The following is a 19,607-nucleotide window of genomic DNA, read 5'->3' on the forward strand; positions in this document are numbered from 1 at the left end:
TTTGTGTTTGCTTACCATTTTAGCGGCACCTAAAGCTATACTAACTGGTTTCTCTTTCCGCGAGACAGCCGCAGGGCGGCCAGGCAGAGGAGCGCCCCGGCGCAGCCGGAAGCGATGCAGGCCGCCAGCATCAGATTGACGCCGCCCAGATCCAGCGTCCAACCGGCCAGTACGCCGCCCATCATGCCGCCCAGGCCGTTGGAGGCCACCATCATCACCGTCTGGCCTCGGACCCGGTCGGCGGCAGGTACCGACTCGTTGACGAAGTACACCGACGCCGGGGTAAACAGGCCGTAGCCCAGCACCTGGATGGGCTGAACGGCCAGCACGCCCAGGCAGTTGAAGGTACAAAGCAGCAGTACCCCCTTCAGGGTGCCGAAGATCATACTCATCAGCAGCAGCTTCCCGCTGCCCAGCCGCCGCAGGAGCTTTTGGAAGAAAAAGGCCGTGGGCAGTTCGGAGGCCCCCATGAGGAAGAGGGCGATGCCCAGGTCGGACTCGGTGCCGCCCCGGCTTGTTACGATGTTCACCAGGAAATTGGACAGGGGCATGATACCGGTGAGGCCCAGAAATACCCCCGCCAGCATGAGGGTGAACCGGGGATTGCTCCGCAGCAGGGACAGGGCGGACTGGGGCTTAGGCCCATCCTCCCCCGGCCGGCGGATCTTGCCCCGGTAGGCCGGGTAGGTGGCCACCAGCAGCGCCTCCGCCAGCACCAGCCCCAGGTGGGTGAGCAGGGTACTTTCCATGCCCAGGCTGCTTGCCTGAAAGCCCAGCACCACGCATACCACCGCATAGGCCAGAGATCCGATGCCCCGGCCCAGGCTGTAACGGATGGGCATCCCCTCGTTGATAAACTGTACCGCCATAGCGTCCATCAGGGGATAGGCCGACACCTCCAGCCCGCCGATGACCACCCACACCAGGGTGGTCTCCCACAGCCCCATGCCGGGGGAAAGCCAGTACCAGGCGCCCGCCGCCACCGACAGCAGCAGGGAGAGGCTGACGATATGTTTCAGCGGGATCTGAGGATGACGGTCGGCAAAGCCCCCCAGCAGAGGCTGGCACACAATGCCCGCCAGACAGCGCACCGCCGTCATCAGGCCCGCCTCGCTGTTGGAGAACCCACGCTCCAGCAGCAGGGCGGTCTGATAGGCCACCACGGCGGCAAACATGGCCCAGAATCCCGCCTGCATGGCGATATAGTGGTAGTCCAGCCGCCGCAGAGAGGGCCTATGCTCACTCATTTCCACATGGTTCACTCCGTTCCGTCAAAGGCAAACATATTCTCCAGCCCGGTGGTGCTGGCAGCATAGAGGGTCATCACCAGATCCGGCTCCAACCCCTCGATGGTCTCCAGCAGATCGCCCTGGAACTGCCTCAGGTCAATGGTGGTCAGCTCCGAGCAGGACAGGGCCAGGAAGGGGGCCAGCGCGCAGGAGAAGGACTCCCGCAGCAGCACTACCTTGGGGCCGTCCGGGTTATTGTGGTTGGTCATGGTGGCCATACCGTAGTCGCCGCCGGAATAGTAGGTGTAGGGATTGCCGTTGAACCAGTCCTTCTCCTCCACCCGCTCGGGGAAGCACACCGACTGGTTAAAGGGGCCGGTGCGGTCAAAGCCGCCGTCCACGCTGGTATAGGTGAGGTTGGTCTCAAATTTGGGGGTGTAGATGGTAAAATCGTCCACCCCGGCATAGAGGGAACCCACCCGTTTGCCCTGGCTGCCCAGGAAGAAGTCGTCCAGCACCGTGGTGGACCAGTTGGCGGGATCGGTCAGCGCGGCGGGGGTGGTAAAGCCATAGTTGTGATCCAGCACCTGGGCCAGATTCTGCCAGGCAAAGAAGGCCGCCTCCGGCTTCCAGTGGTGGTCGGTGTTGAAAAACCAGCCGGAGTAGATGCCGTTGCTCTCTAACAGCGGGCGCAGATCCACATAGCTGGTACCCCACTGATCCAGGCCCTCCAGAAAGGCGTCGGCGGTGGTGTTGCCGTTCTCCGCCATGCCCACGGGCAGCAAGTCCTGCCCCCGCTGGATCTTCTGAGGCGCCAGGACAAAGAGGTAGGGGATCTTCTGTTTCTCCAGATCCCGGGCCAGCTTGGCCGTGGCGGCGGCATTGTCGTCCACGCTCTCCGCCGGCTGGGCGGTGCTGTCCGGCTTGACAAAGTTCAGCGCCCCGGTGGCCAGCTTGACCACCGTATTCTCATCCACCGCATCCTCCACCATCCGCCGGCCGGTCAGCCGCTGGATGCCGCCGTAGATCTGGATGAACAGATGGTCCCGGTCCAGATCCTGATTGACGGCGGTCTCCGCCCCCGCTAAGAACGCGGTCACATCCCGGTCTTTGGCAAAGGTCTTGAGCAGGCTCTCAAAGCTGCCCTCCCGGCCAAAAAAGGAGGTGAGCAGCAGTACAAAGCCCCCCGCCGTCAGCGCCAAAAACAGTAGTGCGGTTATGGTATTGCGTCGTTTCATGGGTGCGCTCCTTATCAGAAGTTGAAGTAGATGAAGGGGTTATAGGTGCCCTTGATGATAAAGCAGGCCGACACCAGAAACACCCCGGCAATGAGCAGGGCGTAGACCAGATCCAGCGCCACCCAGCCCCGCTTGTTGGCCCAGGCCCGCAGCTTGGGCGCCACCGGCGCGGAAAAGACCACGGCGCCCAGCAGCGGCAGCCAGCACTCGCTCAGATAGAGTACCGTCAGCCCGTCGCCCCATCCCGCGCCAAAGCCCAGCATGGACTGGAAATAGGTCAGCGCGTGGGCCAGGCTGTCGGCCCGGAAGAATACGGCGGTGAGCAGGAACACCAGGAAGGTAAACAGCCACTTGAAAAAGACCGGCCACCGCCTGCCCAATCCGCCGTACTTCTCCAGCATGAGCATGACAAAGTTGATCAGTCCCCAGGCCAGATAGGTCCAGTTGGCCCCGTGCCAGATGCCGGTACACAGCCACACCACAAACATGTTGCGGATCATTTTGGCCTTGGTGTCCACCCGGCTGCCTCCCAGCGGGATATAGACATAGTCCCGGAACCAGGTGGCCAGAGAGATGTGCCACCGGCGCCAGATCTCCGCCAGGGAGGTGGAGATGAAGGGGTAGTTGAAGTTCTCCAGGAAATGGAACCCAAACATCCAGCCCAGGCCGATGGCCATATCGGAATAGCCGGCGAAATCGTAAAAGATCTGGAGGATGAACGCCACCGCCCCCAGCCAGGCGAAGGAGGCGGACAGTTCGCTCCCCGCCATGCCGTAGGCCCGGTCGGCGATGAGGGCCAGCTGATTGGACAGCAGCACCTTCTTGCCCAGGCCCACCACAAACCGGCAGCAGCCGGCGGAAAAGTCCTCCCAGTTCTCCTTCCGGTGGTCGATCTGGTCGGCCACCGTCTCATACTTGACAATGGGGCCGGCAATGAGCTGGGGGAAGAAGGAGATGTACAGCCCCACCTTCAGGGGAGATCGCTGTACCCGGCCCCGGTCCCGGTGGACATCCAGCACATAGCTGAGGGCCTGGAAGGTGAAAAAGGAAATGCCGATGGGCAGCTCGATCACCGGGATCACAAAGCCGGCGCCCAGGGCATTGAAAATACTCAGGGTAAACATCAGGTATTTAAATGCAAACAGGACACTCAGATTGGACAGTACCGCCAGCAAAATAGGGGCCCGGCAGGATTTCTCCCGCCGCTTGTTGCGGTCCACCCACAAACCGAAGCCGTAGTTGGCCAGGATGGAGGCAATCATGACCAGCACAAACCAGGGCTCCCCCCACGCGTAAAAGCCCAGGGAGGCCAACAGCAGGAATATATTCTGTGCCTGCCGGAACCGGCGCAGGGGTACATAATAGATGATGAGTACCAGGGGCAGAAACAAAAAGAGAAAAATGGAACTGGAGAAAAGCACGCAGTTGCCTCCTTTAAGTCAGGTAGCGTCCCGCCAGGGGGATCTTGGATATGACCCAGGCCACGGCAAAGGCGCCCAAAAAGACCACAGCGGTCAGGGCGGGCACCGCCAGCACCGGAGAGAAGGACAGCACGGTGATGTGCAGCCGGTCCAGCAGGATGAGGAAAAAGACATGGACCAGGTAGACCCCGAAGGATACCTTGGCCACCCCGCTCATCCGCTGGCGGCGGGAGCGTTCTTCGCTGACCCCCAACACATAGCGGAAGAGGACAAAGACCGCCACGCTCATCAGGGCAATGTTGGGGCTGTCGTAGTTGTAGAGGGTCTGGGCAAAATAGCCCCGCTGCTGGGACAGCCAGGCGGTACCGCCCACAGTGACCACCGCGCCCAAAATCCCCAGCAGATAGATGAGATACTCCGCCGCCCGGTTCAGGGTAAAGTTCTTTAAGTAGTAGCCCAGCACATAGTATCCAACATACCCCATAACCAGATGGAGGTTCAGGTTGTTCACCCACAGGCTCACCGTCTGGCTGGGCCGCAGCCGCAGCAGGGTGGGCAGCAGGCTGGCAAACACAAAGCACAGCAGGAAAAACCAATGGAAGTCGGCCCGGCTGGCCCCCCGGACAAAGGCCCGCAGGACAGGGGTAATGAGATACAGGCCCACGATCATGTACAAAAACCACAGGTGGAAGTGGGTCTTGCCCAGCAGCACCTGATGGAGGGCCGCCCTGACGCTGGCCCAGCTCAGGCCGGCGGCCGACACCTGACTCACCAGGGCATAGGCGGTGCCCCACACCGCCAAAGCCACCAGCATCCGCAGGATGTGGCCGAAAAAGAGCTTGGACGGCGGCAGGCTGTGCTTGGGGTCCAGCAGGAACATGCCCGAGAGCATGATAAACACAGGCACACACCAGTGGGTCAGCCCGTCGTAGGCGTTGAGTATGTGAAACTCCGCCGAACCAACCGGCACGTTGCCCAGCTGGGAACCGGACAGATGGACCACGATCACCGCCAGCATGGCGACGGCCCGCAGCAGGTCGGCGTAGGCCAGACGGCCTGCCACCGTAGTCTTGCTCATAACTTCACCTCTTATAATCCTTCGGCAATGCGTCGTCCGGTGGGCGTGGCGGCCAGCCCGCCGCCGCCCGTCTCCCGCAGGGAGGCGGGTAGGGCCTCTCCCACCGAGCGCATGGCGTCGATGACCTCGTCGCAGGGGATGACGCTCTCCACCCCGGACAGGGCCAGTTCGGCGCAGGACAGGGCGTTCACCGCCCCCATTACATTGCGGTTGACGCAGGGCACTTCCACCAGCCCCGCCACCGGGTCGCACACCAGGCCCAGGGTATTGGCCAGGGCCAGCGCGCAGCCGTGAGCCATCTGCTCCGCCGTGCCGCCCATCAGATGAATCAGGGCGGCGGCCGCCATGGCCGAGGCCGAACCGATCTCCGCCTGGCAGCCTCCCTCCGCTCCCGCAATGGAGGCCCGGGTGGCAATGACCTGGCCAAAGCCGGCGGCCACATAGAGGGCCTGCTCCATCACCTCGTCGGCCAGGCCGTCCCGCAGCTGGAGGGGCACCAGCACCGCCGGCAGCACGCCGCTGGAACCCGCCGTGGGGGCGGCCACGATCCGCTTCATGCAGGCGTTGCACTCCCCCGTCTTGAGGGCCGCCGCCATGACCTGCCGCAAAAAGGGCGGGCACAGGCCGGGTCCCTCCCCTTCCAGCAGCGCCCCGGCGCCGCCGGTGAGGCCGCTGTGGGAACGGGCAGCGGGCTCATAGTCGGACAGGGTACCCTTCATGGCGGCCCAAAGGGAGGACATCTTCTTCCGGGACCGGCTCTCCTCCACGCCCCGGTCCATGCAGTCGTCCCGCAGCACCGCCTGCCACAGGGGAACGCTCCGAGCCGCCTCCAGCAGGCCCGCTACCGATGAAAACGCCATACTCCTCAGCCCTCCTCGTCCGGGTTCAGGCAGGTCACCCGCTGGATGCCGGGACAGCCCCGCAGCTGCTCCACCGCCTCCGGCCACACCGGCTGGTCGCTCTCAATGACCATGACCGCCAGACCGCCCCGTGTATTGCGGTAGAGCTGCATGGCGGCGATGTTGACCTGCCGCTGGGACAAAATAGCGGATACCTCCGCCACCATGCCGGGCCGATCCTCGTTGCGGATGATGAGGGTGGGCAGTTCCCCGGAAAAGCTGGCCTCCAGGCCGTCGATGGCACACACCTTCACCCGGCCGCCCCCCAGGGAGGAGGCCACTACCTCCAGCTTCTTTCCGCCGGCGTCCTCCACCCGGAGCAGCACGGTATTGGGGTGTACGCCCCGCAGTACCGTCTTCCCCACGATCAGCGCCATGCCGGCCTCGCCCGCCAGTTCAAAGGACCTGGGCAGGCGGGGATCGTCCGGGCCCATACCCAGCAGGCCCGCCGCCAGCGCCCTGTCGGTACCATGCCCCGCGCCGGTGGCGGCGAAGGAGCCGTGGAGCAGCAGCTCCGCCCGTACCGGCTGGCTGCCCAGCAGCCGCCGGGTAATCAGCCCGATCCGGGCCGCGCCGGCGGTGTGAGAGGACGACGGCCCCACCATAATGGGCCCTAAAATGTCAAAGATATGCATATCAGATCCTCCTGCATAGTTGCAGCGGGGTTTTGTTTGGCTTTAGGATTTCTCCTCGTTGGCCTTTTTATCGATAAATTCAGGCCGCAGTTTACTATAAACGATTTTTTGCTCGCTGTACAGCCCATAATAGCCGGACAGCATGTAGGACACCGCCAGACACACCGCGAACAGGCACAGGCTCTGGCCGGTGAACATACCCAGGCTATCCCCGGCAAAAAGCTCCAGAGACAGCAGCAGGGAGGTGATGGGGCAGTTGGTCACGCCGCAGAATACACACACCATCCCCAGCCCCGCCCCGAAGGAGGGATGGAGCCCCAAGAAGGGGGCCACGGTGCAGCCGAAGGTGGCTCCGGTGAAGAACACCGGCACAATCTCACCGCCCTTAAAGCCTGCCCCCAGAGTGATGGTGGTAAAGAGCATTTTAAAGAAGAACGCCTCCGGCCGGGCGTTTCCCCCGATGGCGGCATGGAGGATCGCCTCTCCCGCGCCGTTATAGTCGTAAGTACCGGGGTTCCAGATCCAGATCACATAGGTCAGGGCGATGACCAGAGCGCCGCCCACCGCCGCCCGGGCCAGCGGGTTGGGAAGAAACCTGTCGTACAGTCTGGGGGCGGCGTGCATCAGCCGGCAGAAAAAAATGGACAGCAGCGCAAAGAGGATGCCCATACCAACCACTTGCAGCAGCGTGACGGGACTCAGGTTGGGAATCCCCTCCAGTGTGAACGCCGTGGGCGGTACGCCGAAATACTGGGCTACCCACAGCCCGATGATGGAGGCCAGCACGCAGGGTACGATGGCGGCATAATAAAGCACCCCCACGCTGGTCACTTCCATTGAGAACATGGCGGCGGTCAGCGGCGTGCCGAACAGGGCGGAAAAGGCCGCCGACATACCGCACATGGTAATGATGCGGCTGTCCTTGTCGTCCAGGCGCATCCACCGGCCAACCTTGGAGGAGATGGACCCGCCGATCTGGAGGATGGCTCCCTCCCGGCCGGAGGAGCCGCCCACCAGGTGGGTAATCATGGTGGATACAAACACCAACGGGGCGGTGCGCAGGCGCAGGGGCTGATTCTCCCGTACCGCCACCAGTACAAAGTTGGTGCCCCGGTCTCCCTCCATGCCGCACACCCGGTAGAGCAGCACGATGGCCAGGCCGCCCACCGGCAGCAGCCAGAGCAGCCAGGGATTGACCTGGCGCAGGTCTGTGACCGCGGAAAAGGCATAGTAAAAAGCGGTGGCCACTCCGCCGCACAGCAGGCCGCTGATCCCCGCAAAGATCAGCCATTTGACAAAGGCGGCAGGATGCTCCAGCCAGGCCGGTACCTTCTTTGTCTCCATCTCTTTCACACTCCATCGGTCCCCGGCACAGGGGGCCTTGCTCTTTCTGGGGCTGAGGAACTATCCTATCCCCAGGTACGACACACGTGATTATTATAACATGGATACCAACTTTTTTCCGCAATCTTATGGATTTTTTTCAGCGGTGTGTTATACTGGTTCCATGATCAATATATTTAAGGAGGAATTTATTTTGTCATCCATATGGCCTCAACTACTTCTTCAGGTCATACTCATTGCCATCAACGCCTACTTTGCTGCCACTGAGATCGCAGTAATCTCATTAAACGAGGCACTTATCCGCAAGCAGGCCGAAGGCGGCGACCGAAAGGCTGCCAGACTGCTGCGGATCATCGAGAGTCCCACCGGCTTTCTCTCCACCATCCAGATCGGCATCACCCTGGCCGGTTTCCTGGGGTCTGCCTTTGCCGCCGACAATCTGGCCGGACCCCTTACCCAGTGGGCGGTATCCACGTTCGCGCTGACCGGGCCTGTGGTGGCCACGGTTCATACCCTGTCTGTGATCGTGGTCACTGTGATCCTCTCCTTCTTTACTCTGGTCTTTGGCGAACTGGTACCCAAGCGGGTGGCCATGAAAAAGAGCGAAGCGGTGGCCCGTTTTTCCTGCGGTGTGGTCAGTCTGCTGGCCACCGTCATGCGCCCGCTGATCTGGCTGCTTACCATCTCCACCAACGCCGTCCTGTGGCTCTTCCGCATCAATCCCAATGATGAGGATAAGGAGGTATCCGAGGAGGGGCTGCGTATACTTATCGACCTGAGTGAGGAGAAGGGTGCTATTGAGACCGAAGAGAAGGAAATGATCGAAAATATTTTCGAGTTCAACAACATGACTGCCGCCGACGTAATGGTCCACCGCACCGACATGGTGCTGCTGTGGGCGGAGGATACCCCGGAGGAGATCGAAAAGACCATTGAGGACTCCGGCCTGTCCCGCTTCCCCGTCTATGAGGAGGACGCCGACGACATCATCGGCATCCTCTCCACCCGGGACTGGCTTATCAATGCCCGCAAGCCCCAGCCCAAGCCCCTGCGGGAGCTGCTCCGTCCGGCCTACTTTGTGCCCCAGTCGGTGCGCACCGACCTGCTGTTCCGGGATATGCAGAGCAGGAAGGTCCACCTGTCCATCGTGGTGGACGAGTACGGCGGCACCGCCGGCCTGGTCACAATGGAGGACCTGCTGGAGGAGATCGTGGGCAACATCTACGACGAGTTCGACCCCCAGGAGGACCAGGAGATCATTGCTCTGGGCGACGACCGCTGGCGGGTGGCGGGCAGTGTGGAACTGGAGGAACTCTCCGAAGCCCTGGACGTGGACTTCCCCGAGGGCGAAGAGGCCGAGACCCTGGGCGGCCTGGTCTTTGCCCAACTTAACATGATCCCTGAGGACGGCAGCCATCCCGAGGTGGAGGCCTACGGCCTGCATATCCGGGTGGAAGAATTGAGCGAACGCCGGGTGGAGTGGGCCTGCGTAACCAAACTCCCCCCCTCGGCGGAGGAAACGCCACCCCACCCCGGCCACAAAAAAGAATCCTGACCCCTTCGTGTGCCTCAAATCCTTTGAGGCACACGTTTTTATATCTTTGTCAAATCCACAAAATTTCCCCTTCCATTTTGTGAAACCTGTCTCTTGAACCGTCTCATTTATCGTGCTAAACTATTTTTAGTGCTAAAAAATAGTTTTTTGGAGGCGAGCCTCATGACCCATTCCGGTCTGCTCCGGCGCTACCTGATCTTCCTGGCCGGGGTCCTTGTTTCGGCGCTGGGTATCTCCCTGATCACCCTGGCTGGAATGGGCACTTCGGCGGTGTCCAGTCTGGCCTATGTCCTCACTTATATATTTCCCGGCATCTCCCTGGGCACCTTTACCTTTGTGGTAAACTGCGCCATGCTGGGCGGGCAGATCCTGGTGCTGCGGCGGAGATTTCAGCCCATCCAGCTGCTCCAGATCCCGGCCACCTTCCTCTTCTCCTTCTGCATCGACCTGTGGATGTCTCTGCTGGCCGGCCTGGTGCCCCAGTCCTATGCCGGGCACTGGGTGGTACTGCTGCTGGGCTGTACCTGTCTGGGGCTGGGCGTGGCGCTGGAGGTGGTCCCCAATGTACTCATCCTGCCCTGCGAAGGTTTCGTGCGGGTGTGCAGCCAGGAATTTTACTGGGACTTCGGCAAAACCAAGACCGGCTTTGACCTGACGATGGTAGCCGCCGCCGCTCTGCTCTCCCTGCTGGATCTGGGGGCGGTGTACGGCCTGCGGGAGGGCACCGTGGTGTGCGCTTTGACGGTGGGCTATATCTCCCGGTTCTTCTGCAAGCGGCTGGCCTTCCTGGTCAAACGGCCGGAGGAATCCCACCTACCCCGCACCGGCGTCTCCGCCGCCTGAATCTGATGCGAAAAAACTGCTGCAAGCCGTTGGCTTGCAGCAGTTTTTTGTTGGTCTTATTTCAGCCGCTCCAGAATCACCTGGGCCGCCTTCACGCCGGAGGCGCCTGCCTGGGCCGCGTCGTCGCAAAGTCCGCTTTCCTCCGCTTCGACCGCCAAAGCGGCCAAAGCTGCGTCCGCTCCCTTGCTCCTCCTTTCCGAAGCAAACCCGCTGCGCTGGGCTTTGCTTCGGGTTGGCCCTGAAGGGGCGGTTTTCCGCGGCCTGGCCCACGCTGGGCTGTCCTTATTTCAGCCGCTCCAGAATCACCTGGGCCGCCTTCACGCCGGAGGCGCCTGCCTGGGCCAGGCCGCGGGTGATGCCCGCGCCGTCGCCTACGGCAAAGAAGCCGGGCAGGGAGGTCTCCAGTTCATGGGACAGGGCCAGCCGGGCGGAGTAGAACTTGACCTCCGCGCCATAGAGCAGGGTGTCGTAGTTGGCGGTACCGGGAGCCAGCTTGTCCAGTTGATAGATCATCTCGATGATGTCGTCCAGCTGCCGCTTGGGCAGGGCCAGGGACAGGTCGCCGGGCACGGCGGCGGTTAGGGTGGGCCGGACGAAGGACTTGCTCATCCGGTGTTCGTTGGTGCGGATGCCGCTGACCAGGTCGCCGAACCGCTGGACCAGCACGCCGCCGGCCAGCATGTTGCTCAGGGAGGCAATGTGCTTGCCGTACCGGTAGGGCTCGTTGAAGGGCTGGGTGAACCGGTTGGACACCAGCAGGGCGAAGTTGGTGTTCTCACTCTGGAGGGAGGGGTCGGAATAGGAGTGGCCGTTGACGGTGTTGATGCCCTCCACGTTCTCGGCCACCACATGGCCGTAGGGGTTCATGCAGAAGGTACGCACCTGGTCGCCGTACTGCTTGGTGCGGTAGACCAGCTTGGACTCGTACACCACGTCGGTGATATGCTCAAACACCTTGGCGGGCAGCTCCACCCGCACGCCGATGTCCACCTGGTTGTTGATGAGCTGGATACCCAGCTCCTTGCACTGGTTGGAGAACCACTCGGCCCCCGAGCGGCCAGGGCCGGCGATGAGCCAGGTGCAGTCGATCTCGTCGCCCTTCTCAGTGATGAGGCGGTAGCCCTCACCGTGGAGGTCCTGGATCTTGGCCACAGCAGTGTTAAACCGGAACTCCACGCCCTTGCGGCACTCCTCATAGATGCTCTGGAGTATGCGCAGATTATTTTCAGTACCCAGGTGCTTGCACCGGGCCTGGAGCAGGTGGAGGTCGTGTTCCAGGGCCCGCTTCTCCAGGGCCCGGGCCGCCGGGGTATCGGTGGAGAACACCTTGTCGGTGGCGCCGTGGCGCATGTTAATGGAGTCCACATAGTCGATCAGGCCCATGACCTCTTCCTTGGGCATGAAGTCGGTGAGCCAGCCGCCAAAGGCGGTGGTAAAATTGTACTTGCCGTCGGAAAAGGCGCCGGCGCCGCCAAAGCCGCACATGGTGCCGCACACCTTGCAGTGGATGCACTCCTTCACCTTGCCCGCCACGATGGGGCAGCTGCGGGTGTAGATATCGGCCCCCTGGTCCAGGGCCACCACCTTCAGATCCGGGCGGCGGTGCATCAGCTCGTAGCCGGCAAAAATACCGGCCTCGCCGCAGCCCAGAATGGCAACGTCATACCGTGTGTTCATGTGCGATCTCTCACTTTACGTCATATTTGGAAGGCATAGCACATGCCTCTCCAATTTGATATTATACCAAAAGGTCTCATTTTTGACAACGCTGTTGCCCCATCCCGGCTGAAAAATTTTTAGGCACACCCGTCATATTTTGGCCTCCCGCCCTGTCTTATTGGCGTGGCCACAACTTGCAGAAAGGAGGCGGTTCGATGACAGAAGCAGAATTTCTCCCCCTGTTTGACCGGTACCGGTCTATGGTCTACGGTCTGGTCCTGAGCTATACCCGCTTGCCCCAGGATGCCGAGGACGTGTGCCAGTCGGTCTTCCTCAAGCTCATCGAGGCGCCTCCCACCCGGGGAAAGGAGAAGGCCTGGCTGGCCCAGGTGACGGTGAACCACTGCCGCAACCTGCTTACCGCCGCCTGGCGGCGGAAGCGGGCGGATCTGGAACCGGAGGCGCTGGAAAACCTGCTCTTTGAGACGCCGGAGGATGAAGGCCTCTTTGAGGCTTTGGGACGGCTGGAACCTGAGCAGCGGGCCCTGCTCCATCTGCGGTTCTATGAGGGCTTCACCGTCCGGGAACTGGCCCGCCAGTTCGGCGTCTCCTCTCCCGCCCTCTCCGCCCGGCTCTACCGGGCCAAACAGCAACTGCGGAGCAAACTGGAGGAACTTGGCTATGAAACAGCACTATAAGCATATGTTTGACCAGGTCCTGAACCAGGTCGGCATGACTCCGGACCAGGTGGAGCAGCAGCGGCTGGCGCTGGCCTCCCGGTGCGCCCCGCCGAAATCGGAGGTATCTTCCATGAAACGATCCAAAAAATCCATTCGCATCCTGCTCACCGCCGCAGCCGTGGCTGTGATTCTCACCGTCGGGGCCCTGGCCGCCTCCGGCATCCTCAGCCGCACCACCTATCTCACCGGCGGCCAGATGACAGTAAGGGACGGCAACGACGGCTACCATGAACCCGACTGGCTCATTGCCTACCGGCAGGCCCACGGTTTCTCGGAAGTAAACGCGGTGTCGGAAATGGTTCAGCCCGCGGACTGAGCCCCTTGTCAAACAAATAAACCTCTTGACAAATAAAGTTTACTGTTGTAGTCTTAAGTTAGGCTACAACAGTAAACTTTATTAGGAGGTTGCTATGTGTACTGGTGCTGAAAAGATCCAGGATGCCGAGCTGGAGGTGATGAAGGCCCTGTGGAGCCTGCCCCAGCCGGCGCCGCTGTCGGAGCTGCGCCGTATCCTGTCCGCCCGGTGCGGCTGGGAGGACTCCACAGTAAAAACCCTGCTGCGCCGCCTGTGCGAGAAGGGGGCCGTTCAGCTGGAGCGCCGGGGAATGTACCGGGCGGTCATCACCCAGGCCCAATATGGCCGCTGGTCTGCCCGCCACCTGGTGGACCAGGTGTTCAACGGCAGCGCCAAAAAGCTGGTGGCCTCCCTGCTGTCCGACGGCCAGCTGAGCCAGGCGGAGATTGCCGAGCTGTCCGCCCTGTTCCATCAGGAGGAGTCCACATGAAAGAGGTACTGCTTACCCTGCTCTCCCTCACCCTGTCCGGTTCCCTGCTGTGTGCGCTTGTACTGCTCCTGCACCCCGTGATGGGAAACCGGGTACCCAGAGCTGTTTCCTATTACCTCTGGCTGGCGGTGCTGCTCCGCTTTTTGATCCCCTTCGGCTATGGCATCACCCTGCCCCAGCCCCCTCAGCCCACCCAGGAGATGGTTCGGCAGGAAACCGTTCTTCCTGAACGGCAGGATCAGACGGACACACAGACCGCTCTCATCACCCCGCCGTCGGAGCCGGTCACGGTGGAGCAGCCGGAGACGGCTCGGCCGTCTGACCCAGTATTTTCCCTCCCCGGCGTGTTGGTTTTCCTGTGGCTGGCAGTTGGGGCGGGTTTCTTCCTCTGGCACATTGCCGCCTATGCCCGTTTTTCCCACCGGGTCCGCGCCTCTCTCGCCCCGCCAACCGCGGAGGCCCTGGCCCTCTTTGAGGGGCTGGGCCACAGCCACCGGGTGCGGCTGGCCCAGAGCGGCCAGGTGGACGCCCCCATGCTGCTGGGGGTCTTTCGCCCGGTGATCGTCCTGCCCCAGGGCGGGCCGTCCCTTCCTCCTCAGGCTCTGGCCGCCGCCCTCCGCCATGAGCTGACCCACGCCCGACGGTTGGACATCTGCTACAAGTGGCTGGTGGTGCTGGTGACCAGCCTCCACTGGTTCAATCCCCTGGTCCACTGGATGGGGCGGCGCATCGCACTGGACTGTGAGCTGTCCTGCGACCAGGCGGTACTCCGCGCCCTGGAGCCGGAGCAGCGGATGGCCTACGGGGATATGCTGTTGCTGCTGGCCGCCCGGCCCGGAAGGCCCTCCCCCTGGATGGCCGCCCCCCTCTGTCAGAAGGGGAAGCGGCTGAAAGCCCGCCTCCTGGGGATCAAAGGGTACCGCAGGCCCGGCAAGGCCGCAATCTGCCTCACTCTGGTGCTGGGGCTGGCGGTGGCCTGCTGCGCCTGCGGGATGGTGGATACTCACCCCCCGGCTGCGGCCACAGCAGAGAACACCGTCCAGCGGGGCGGAGAGTCCTCCGTCTCCGCCGGCACTCCCACCGGCGGGGAGCTCAGTGCCTATGGTCCGCTTCTGTCCCGGTATGCGGAGGCCCTGCTTCGCAAACGACCGCCGATCGACTTTCCGGACCTGCTGCTCGTCCTCATTTGCCCCTCCTGGGACCCGGCTGGTACCATCGGCTACACACTCCGTGATCTAAACGGCGACGGGGTAGAGGAGCTATTGATGGGCTTTGTGGGCAGCGAATTCTGGAGCATGGATGAGGGCTATGTCTTTGCCATCTACACCCTGGTGGACGGCCAGCCCGTGCTGGCGGTGGAGGGCTGGGAGCGGAGCCTGTATGTGGTGCGCGAGGACAACATCCTCTGCCACAACGGCTCCAGCGGCGCGGGGCGGACAGCATGGAACCAGTACCGGTTCGATCCGTCGGCGGAGGGCTATTTGGCGCTGTTGGACCACGTGTCCGAGCCGGAGGACGGCGAGGAAGCCTGGACCATCGGGGATAGCTGGATGGAATCCGGCGTCTCCCTCCCCTACACCCCCTTTGCAGGCAGCGGGGTGCGTGCCTATCAGGACGTGCTGCTGGGAGAGGCTCCCTTCCTCTGTGTGGACGGCTCCGGCCAGGAAGTTCCCACCCTTCTCCCCCACATTCCCCTTGCCTTCAGTCCCTACAGCTCCTATGCCTCTGTAACGGAGTTTGCCGTGCTGGATCTGGACGGCGACGGAAGCCGGGAGGTGGTTCTCCTGGTCACCGACGTGGCCAATGACATGGGAGGCTACGTGGTCTTACGCCAGGAGGGGGACGAGATCATGGGCTATCCCAGCCACTGGCGCACCTTCTGGCAGCTGAAAACCGACGGCACCTTCACTTACTCCGACACCGCCGGCACGGAGGAGGGCGTGGCCTCCGCCCGCTTTGAGGGGGAAGAGCTTGTCATGGACAAACACATCCGCTGTGAGATGGAGGCGCTGGAACCCACAGCCTTTGAAGTGGATGGCCGGCCCGTCTCCCAGACCGAGTATGAGGCCGCCTGTTCGGCCCAGGACCAAAAAGCGGACGCAGTATGGTATGAGCTGAACGAGACCAACATCCAACAACTGACGGCATAGAAATACGCCTGGACAACCCTTTCAGGGTTGTCCAGGCGTATACTGCTCCACTTCCACGCCGGTATAGTACCACTTCAAAATTTCCTCATAGCTTTCGCCCTCCTGGGCCAGGGCGTTGGCCCCGTACTGGCTCATGCCCACCCCGTGGCCGTAGCCGGTAACAGAGAAGGTCACCCCATCCGCTCCGGCAGAGACCGTAAAGCTGGTGGAGCGCAGGGAAAACAGGGTACGCAGGTCCTGTCCGCTGATGGTGACGCCCCCCACGTCCATGCTGCTCACGCCTCCGGCGGAGTTGGACACGGTGTTGGAAAACCACCCGGAGGGGTCCCCCGACAGGTCCGCCCCGGGGTACTTGGCCAGAATGGCGGTCTTGAACTCCTCCGCCGTCAGGGTGACGGTGGAGTGGTAGTTGGGTACCTCCTCCCCCTCGGGGCTGTCCACTCCGGTGAGGTAGGGTACGGAATTGCCCCACACCTCCACCGCGTCCACCGTCCGCCCATCGGCGGAGGAGAAAAAGACGGCCTGGATGGGCCTGCCCTCATAGAGTACCGCCATCCCGTCGGTGTCCGCCACGGCGGCGGCGATCTTGTCGGTGTACATCTGGGCGTTCTCGCCCCAGCTGGCGGCGGCGTCCTCCCGGGTACGGTAGGCCTGGCAGCAGTTCACGTCGGTACACAGGTCGGCCTCCGGGTGGGCGTCGGTGGTGCGCTCCATTTTGGAGCAGGTATAGGTGCGGGCGGCCACCGCCTGGGCCTTCAGTGCCTCGGACTCAAAGGCGGCGGGCATCTCGGCGGCCACCACGCCCCACAGGTAGTCGTCCAGCGCCATGGTCTCCACCGTACCGTCGGCCAGCTTCACTTTCACCTGCCGGGCGCTGTCCAGGGCGGGCTCCGGCGTGACCACCGTGCGGTCGATGGGCAGGCTGCCGCTCTCCACCGGAACCGCGGTTTCGCCCTGGGGCACCAGCAGCAGCGGCAGCAGAAAGAGGGCCAGCAGCAACGCCAGGGCAACCGCCGCCACCTGTCTCATCCCTCGCCACCCCCTCATTTTTTGCAAGTTATCATTCATATCATTTCACTTTCCAGTTCCGTCACTTTCCATATTGACTGTCCTCTCAAATGGTTGTACAATACCGTGTAAAAGAATTTGGGCAAAGGAGCGGTGGGAAATGCAAAATCCAGAGAGAGACACGTCCAAAGACTTCATAGAGAGTCTATGCGAAGAATACCGCAGACATAACCAGATCGACCCCGCCTACTATGAACGTTACCGGGTGAAGCGGGGCCTGCGCAACGCCGACGGCACCGGCGTCATGGCGGGGGTTACCCAGATCGGCAACGTACTGGGCTACTACCTCCAGGACGGGGAGCGTTTTCCGGCCCCCGGCAAGCTGATCTATCGCGGCATCGACGTGGAGGAACTGGTGGACGGCTTTATGCGGGAGAATCGGTTCGGCTTTGAGGAGACCGCCTATCTGCTCCTGTTCGGCACCCTGCCCACCCGGGAGCAGCTGTCCGCTTTCCAGCAGATGCTCACCGACAACCATACCCTGCCCCATATGTTTACCGAGGACATGATCATCAAGGCCCCCAGCCCCGATGTGATGAACAAGCTGGCCCGGTCGGTGCTGGCCCTGTACTCCTACGACGAAAATCCCGACGATATGTCCCTGTCCAATCAGCTGCGGCAGGCCATCCAGCTCATCGCCCGGGTGCCCGTCATCGTGGCTCACGCCTTTGCTGTGAAGCGCCACTACTATGACGACGAGTCTCTCTACCTCCACCGGCCCCAGGCCGGGCTGAGCGTGGCGGAGAACTTCCTCCACTCCGTCCGTCACGACAACCAGTTCACCCAGCAGGAGGCCCGGCTGCTGGATCTGTGCCTGGTCCTTCACGCCGAGCATGGCGGCGGCAACAACTCCGCCTTCGCCTGCCGGGTGCTGTCCTCCTCGGGCACCGACTTCTATTCCTCCATTGCCGCTGCCGTGGGTTCCCTGAAGGGCCCCCGTCACGGCGGCGCCAACAAGAAGGTCATGGAGATGTTCGGCTACATTGAGGACGCGGTACGCGACTGGAAGGACGAGGACGAGGTGCGCGCCTACCTGGGCAAGCTGCTGCGGAAGGAGGCGGGCGACAAGTCGGGCCTCATTTACGGCATGGGCCACGCCATCTATACCATCTCCGACCCCCGTGCCGTCATCCTCAAGAAGTTTGCCAAAAAGCTGGCCGAGACCAAGGGGATGCTGGATGAGTTCGAGCTGTACGAGACGGTGGAGCGGCTCACCCCCGAGGTCCTTCTCTCCGTCAAGGGGGAGGACAAGGTGGTGTGTGCCAACGTGGATCTGTTCTCCGGCATGGTGTACAAGATGATGGGCATCCCCCAGGAGCTGTACACCCCCCTGTTCGCCGTGGCCCGTATCGTGGGCTGGTGCGCCCACCGCATTGAGGAGGTCTATCAGCCGGGCAACCGCATCATCCGCCCCGCCTACAAGGCGGTGGCCCCCATGCGGCCCTTTGTGCCTCTGGATCAGCGGTAATCAGACATACAAAAAAGGAGACGCTGCCAATGCAGCGTCTCCTTTTTTGTATGTGATCGCTTGCCGTTTCCCGTCAGCACAGACCGTAACCGGCGGGCACCTTGTCGTCCAGCATGATGAGGTGGAGCTTCTCAGTGCCGTCCGGCTCCTCCTTCACGGCGGAGATGAGCATACCGTTGGACTCCAGGCCCATCATCTTCCGGGGAGCCAGGTTGGTGCAGGCCACCACGGTCTTGCCCACCAGCTCCTCGGGCTCATAATACTCATGGATGCCGGAGAGGATCTGGCGGGGAATGCCCTCGCCGCAGTCCAGGGTGAAGCGGAGCAGCTTCTTGCTCTTCTTCACCGCCTCGCAGGCCAGGATCTTGGCGGTGACGAACTTCACCTTGTTGAAGTCGTCGATGTTGATATACTGGGGCTCCTCGGGCTCGGCCTGAGCGGGAGCGGCGGCAGCGGCCTTGGCGGCCTCCTCCAGGGCGGCCAGCTCCTCCAGCTCCTTGGCGGCGTCAATGCGGGGGAAGAGGCCGGCGCCCTTCTGCACATGGGCGTCTGCCGGCAGCAGGCCCCACTCCTTGGCGGACGCCCAGGTCCGCAGGCTGTCGTCCGCGCCGATCTGGCCGAAGATATTCTCGCAGGTGGCGGGCATGAAGGGGGTGAGCAGCACGGCGGAAATGCGCACGCACTCCAGCAGGTTGTACAGCACCCGGGCCAGACGGGGCTTCAGCGCCTCGTCCTTGGCCAGCACCCAGGGCTTGTTCTCGTCGATATACTTGTTGGCCCGGCCAATGAGCTTGAAGATCTCCATCAGAGCGTTCTGGAAGGCGTAGTGTTCCATCTGCTCCTCATAGGCGTCCCGCAGGCCCTTTGCAAGGCTCATCAGCTCATCGTCCTGGGCGGGGTCGGCGTCGGGGCAGGTGGGCAGGTGGTCGCCGAAGTACTTGCCCACCATGGCGGTGGTGCGGCTGACCAGGTTGCCCAGGTCGTTGGCCAGGTCGGTGTTGATCCGGCCGATGAGGGCCTCGTTGGAGAAGTTGCCGTCGGTGCCGAAGGGGAACTCCCGCAGCAGGAAGTACCGCAGGGCATCCACCCCGTACCGCTCAGCCAGCAGGTAGGGGTCCACTACGTTGCCCTTGGACTTGCTCATCTTGCCGCCGTCCAGCAGCAGCCAGCCGTGGCCGAACACCTTCTTGGGCAGGGGCAGGCCCATACTCATAAGCATGGCGGGCCAGATGATGGAGTGGAACCGGACGATCTCCTTGCCCACAAAGTGGACGTCGGCGGGCCAGAACTTGTCAAAGTCGTGGTACTTGTCGTTCATGAAGCCCAGGGCGGTGGTGTAGTTGAACAGGGCGTCAATCCACACATAGACCACATGGCCGGGATCAAAGTCCACCGGCACGCCCCACTTGAAGGAGGTACGGGAGACGCACAGATCCTCCAGGCCGGGCTTGATGAAGTTGTTCACCATCTCGTTGACCCGGCTGCGGGGCTCCAG

At 62.4% G+C, this 19,607-nt stretch carries 17 protein-coding genes; 7 read left to right on the forward strand and 10 right to left on the reverse strand.

The features are described 5' to 3' along the window. Positions 1–35: 35 nt before the first annotated feature. The 7 genes from Q0K43_RS05560 to Q0K43_RS05590 are packed head-to-tail and all read right to left on the reverse strand — an operon-like array spanning position 36 to position 7,844. Positions 36–1,247: an MFS transporter gene (locus tag Q0K43_RS05560; RefSeq protein ID WP_297289586.1), complete on the reverse strand. Its 1,212-nt coding sequence runs from the start codon at positions 1,245–1,247 to the stop codon at positions 36–38. 11 nt (positions 1,248–1,258) lie between these two features. Further along, on the reverse strand, positions 1,259–2,467 hold the full coding sequence (locus Q0K43_RS05565; protein ID WP_297289570.1) for a DHHW family protein: 1,209 nt from the start codon (positions 2,465–2,467) through the stop codon (positions 1,259–1,261). A 14-nt stretch (positions 2,468–2,481) separates the two neighbouring features. After that, positions 2,482–3,888: an MBOAT family O-acyltransferase gene (locus tag Q0K43_RS05570; protein WP_297289571.1), complete on the reverse strand. Its 1,407-nt coding sequence runs from the start codon at positions 3,886–3,888 to the stop codon at positions 2,482–2,484. 13 nt (positions 3,889–3,901) lie between these two features. Then, positions 3,902–4,966, reverse strand: coding sequence for an acyltransferase (locus tag Q0K43_RS05575; protein ID WP_297289572.1), 1,065 nt, complete (start codon positions 4,964–4,966; stop codon positions 3,902–3,904). A gap of 11 nt (positions 4,967–4,977) precedes the next feature. Next, positions 4,978–5,826 carry an L-serine ammonia-lyase, iron-sulfur-dependent, subunit alpha gene (gene sdaAA / locus Q0K43_RS05580; protein ID WP_297289573.1) on the reverse strand — a complete coding sequence of 283 codons (849 nt, stop codon included), beginning with the start codon at positions 5,824–5,826 and terminating at the stop codon, positions 4,978–4,980. 5 nt (positions 5,827–5,831) lie between these two features. Further along, positions 5,832–6,500 (reverse strand): L-serine ammonia-lyase, iron-sulfur-dependent subunit beta, encoded by a 669-nt coding sequence (gene sdaAB / locus Q0K43_RS05585; protein WP_297289574.1) that lies wholly within the window; start codon positions 6,498–6,500, stop codon positions 5,832–5,834. Between the two features lie 42 nt (positions 6,501–6,542). Further along, positions 6,543–7,844: a chloride channel protein gene (locus tag Q0K43_RS05590; RefSeq protein ID WP_297289575.1), complete on the reverse strand. Its 1,302-nt coding sequence runs from the start codon at positions 7,842–7,844 to the stop codon at positions 6,543–6,545. A gap of 193 nt (positions 7,845–8,037) precedes the next feature. Between Q0K43_RS05590 and Q0K43_RS05595 the strand changes: the two genes are divergently transcribed. Together Q0K43_RS05595 and Q0K43_RS05600 are read left to right on the forward strand one after the other, a co-directional pair. After that, positions 8,038–9,399, forward strand: coding sequence for a hemolysin family protein (locus tag Q0K43_RS05595; RefSeq protein WP_297289576.1), 1,362 nt, complete (start codon positions 8,038–8,040; stop codon positions 9,397–9,399). A 162-nt stretch (positions 9,400–9,561) separates the two neighbouring features. Next, on the forward strand, positions 9,562–10,242 hold the full coding sequence (locus tag Q0K43_RS05600; protein ID WP_297289577.1) for a YczE/YyaS/YitT family protein: 681 nt from the start codon (positions 9,562–9,564) through the stop codon (positions 10,240–10,242). Between the two features lie 282 nt (positions 10,243–10,524). Here Q0K43_RS05600 and Q0K43_RS05605 read toward each other — a convergent pair whose 3' ends face one another. Continuing rightward, entirely contained in the window at positions 10,525–11,919 is a 1,395-nt protein-coding gene (locus Q0K43_RS05605; RefSeq protein WP_297289578.1) for an NAD(P)/FAD-dependent oxidoreductase, read from the reverse strand. Positions 11,920–12,116: 197 nt separating this feature from the next. Between Q0K43_RS05605 and Q0K43_RS05610 the strand changes: the two genes are divergently transcribed. The 4 genes from Q0K43_RS05610 (at position 12,117) to Q0K43_RS05625 (ending at position 15,576) form a co-directional block, all read left to right on the forward strand. Then, positions 12,117–12,599, forward strand: a complete 483-nt coding sequence (locus Q0K43_RS05610) for an RNA polymerase sigma factor (RefSeq protein WP_297289579.1) — start codon at positions 12,117–12,119, stop codon at positions 12,597–12,599. After that, positions 12,583–12,957 carry a hypothetical protein gene (locus tag Q0K43_RS05615; RefSeq protein ID WP_297289580.1) on the forward strand — a complete coding sequence of 125 codons (375 nt, stop codon included), beginning with the start codon at positions 12,583–12,585 and terminating at the stop codon, positions 12,955–12,957. The genes Q0K43_RS05610 and Q0K43_RS05615 overlap by 17 nt, the downstream gene beginning before the upstream one ends. Before the next feature lie 94 nt (positions 12,958–13,051). Then, on the forward strand, positions 13,052–13,426 hold the full coding sequence (locus tag Q0K43_RS05620) for a BlaI/MecI/CopY family transcriptional regulator (RefSeq protein WP_297289581.1): 375 nt from the start codon (positions 13,052–13,054) through the stop codon (positions 13,424–13,426). After that, the gene (locus Q0K43_RS05625; RefSeq protein ID WP_297289582.1) at positions 13,423–15,576 is read left to right on the forward strand and encodes a M56 family metallopeptidase; all 2,154 of its coding nucleotides are present in this window, start codon (positions 13,423–13,425) and stop codon (positions 15,574–15,576) included. Before Q0K43_RS05620 ends, Q0K43_RS05625 begins: the two co-directional genes overlap by 4 nt. A 21-nt stretch (positions 15,577–15,597) precedes the next feature. On the opposite strand, the gene spoIID is transcribed toward Q0K43_RS05625, so the two are convergent. Then, positions 15,598–16,605: a stage II sporulation protein D gene (gene spoIID, locus Q0K43_RS05630; RefSeq protein ID WP_297289583.1), complete on the reverse strand. Its 1,008-nt coding sequence runs from the start codon at positions 16,603–16,605 to the stop codon at positions 15,598–15,600. A 139-nt stretch (positions 16,606–16,744) separates the two neighbouring features. Between spoIID and Q0K43_RS05635 the strand changes: the two genes are divergently transcribed. Beyond that, positions 16,745–18,112: a citrate/2-methylcitrate synthase gene (locus tag Q0K43_RS05635; protein WP_297289584.1), complete on the forward strand. Its 1,368-nt coding sequence runs from the start codon at positions 16,745–16,747 to the stop codon at positions 18,110–18,112. A gap of 73 nt (positions 18,113–18,185) precedes the next feature. Here Q0K43_RS05635 and metG read toward each other — a convergent pair. Then, a partial coding sequence (gene metG / locus Q0K43_RS05640) for a methionine--tRNA ligase (protein WP_297289585.1) occupies positions 18,186–19,607 on the reverse strand: 1,422 nt, incomplete at its 5' end.

This window comes from uncultured Flavonifractor sp. (genome assembly GCF_944383115.1).
Lineage (GTDB): Bacteria > Bacillota > Clostridia > Oscillospirales > Oscillospiraceae > Flavonifractor.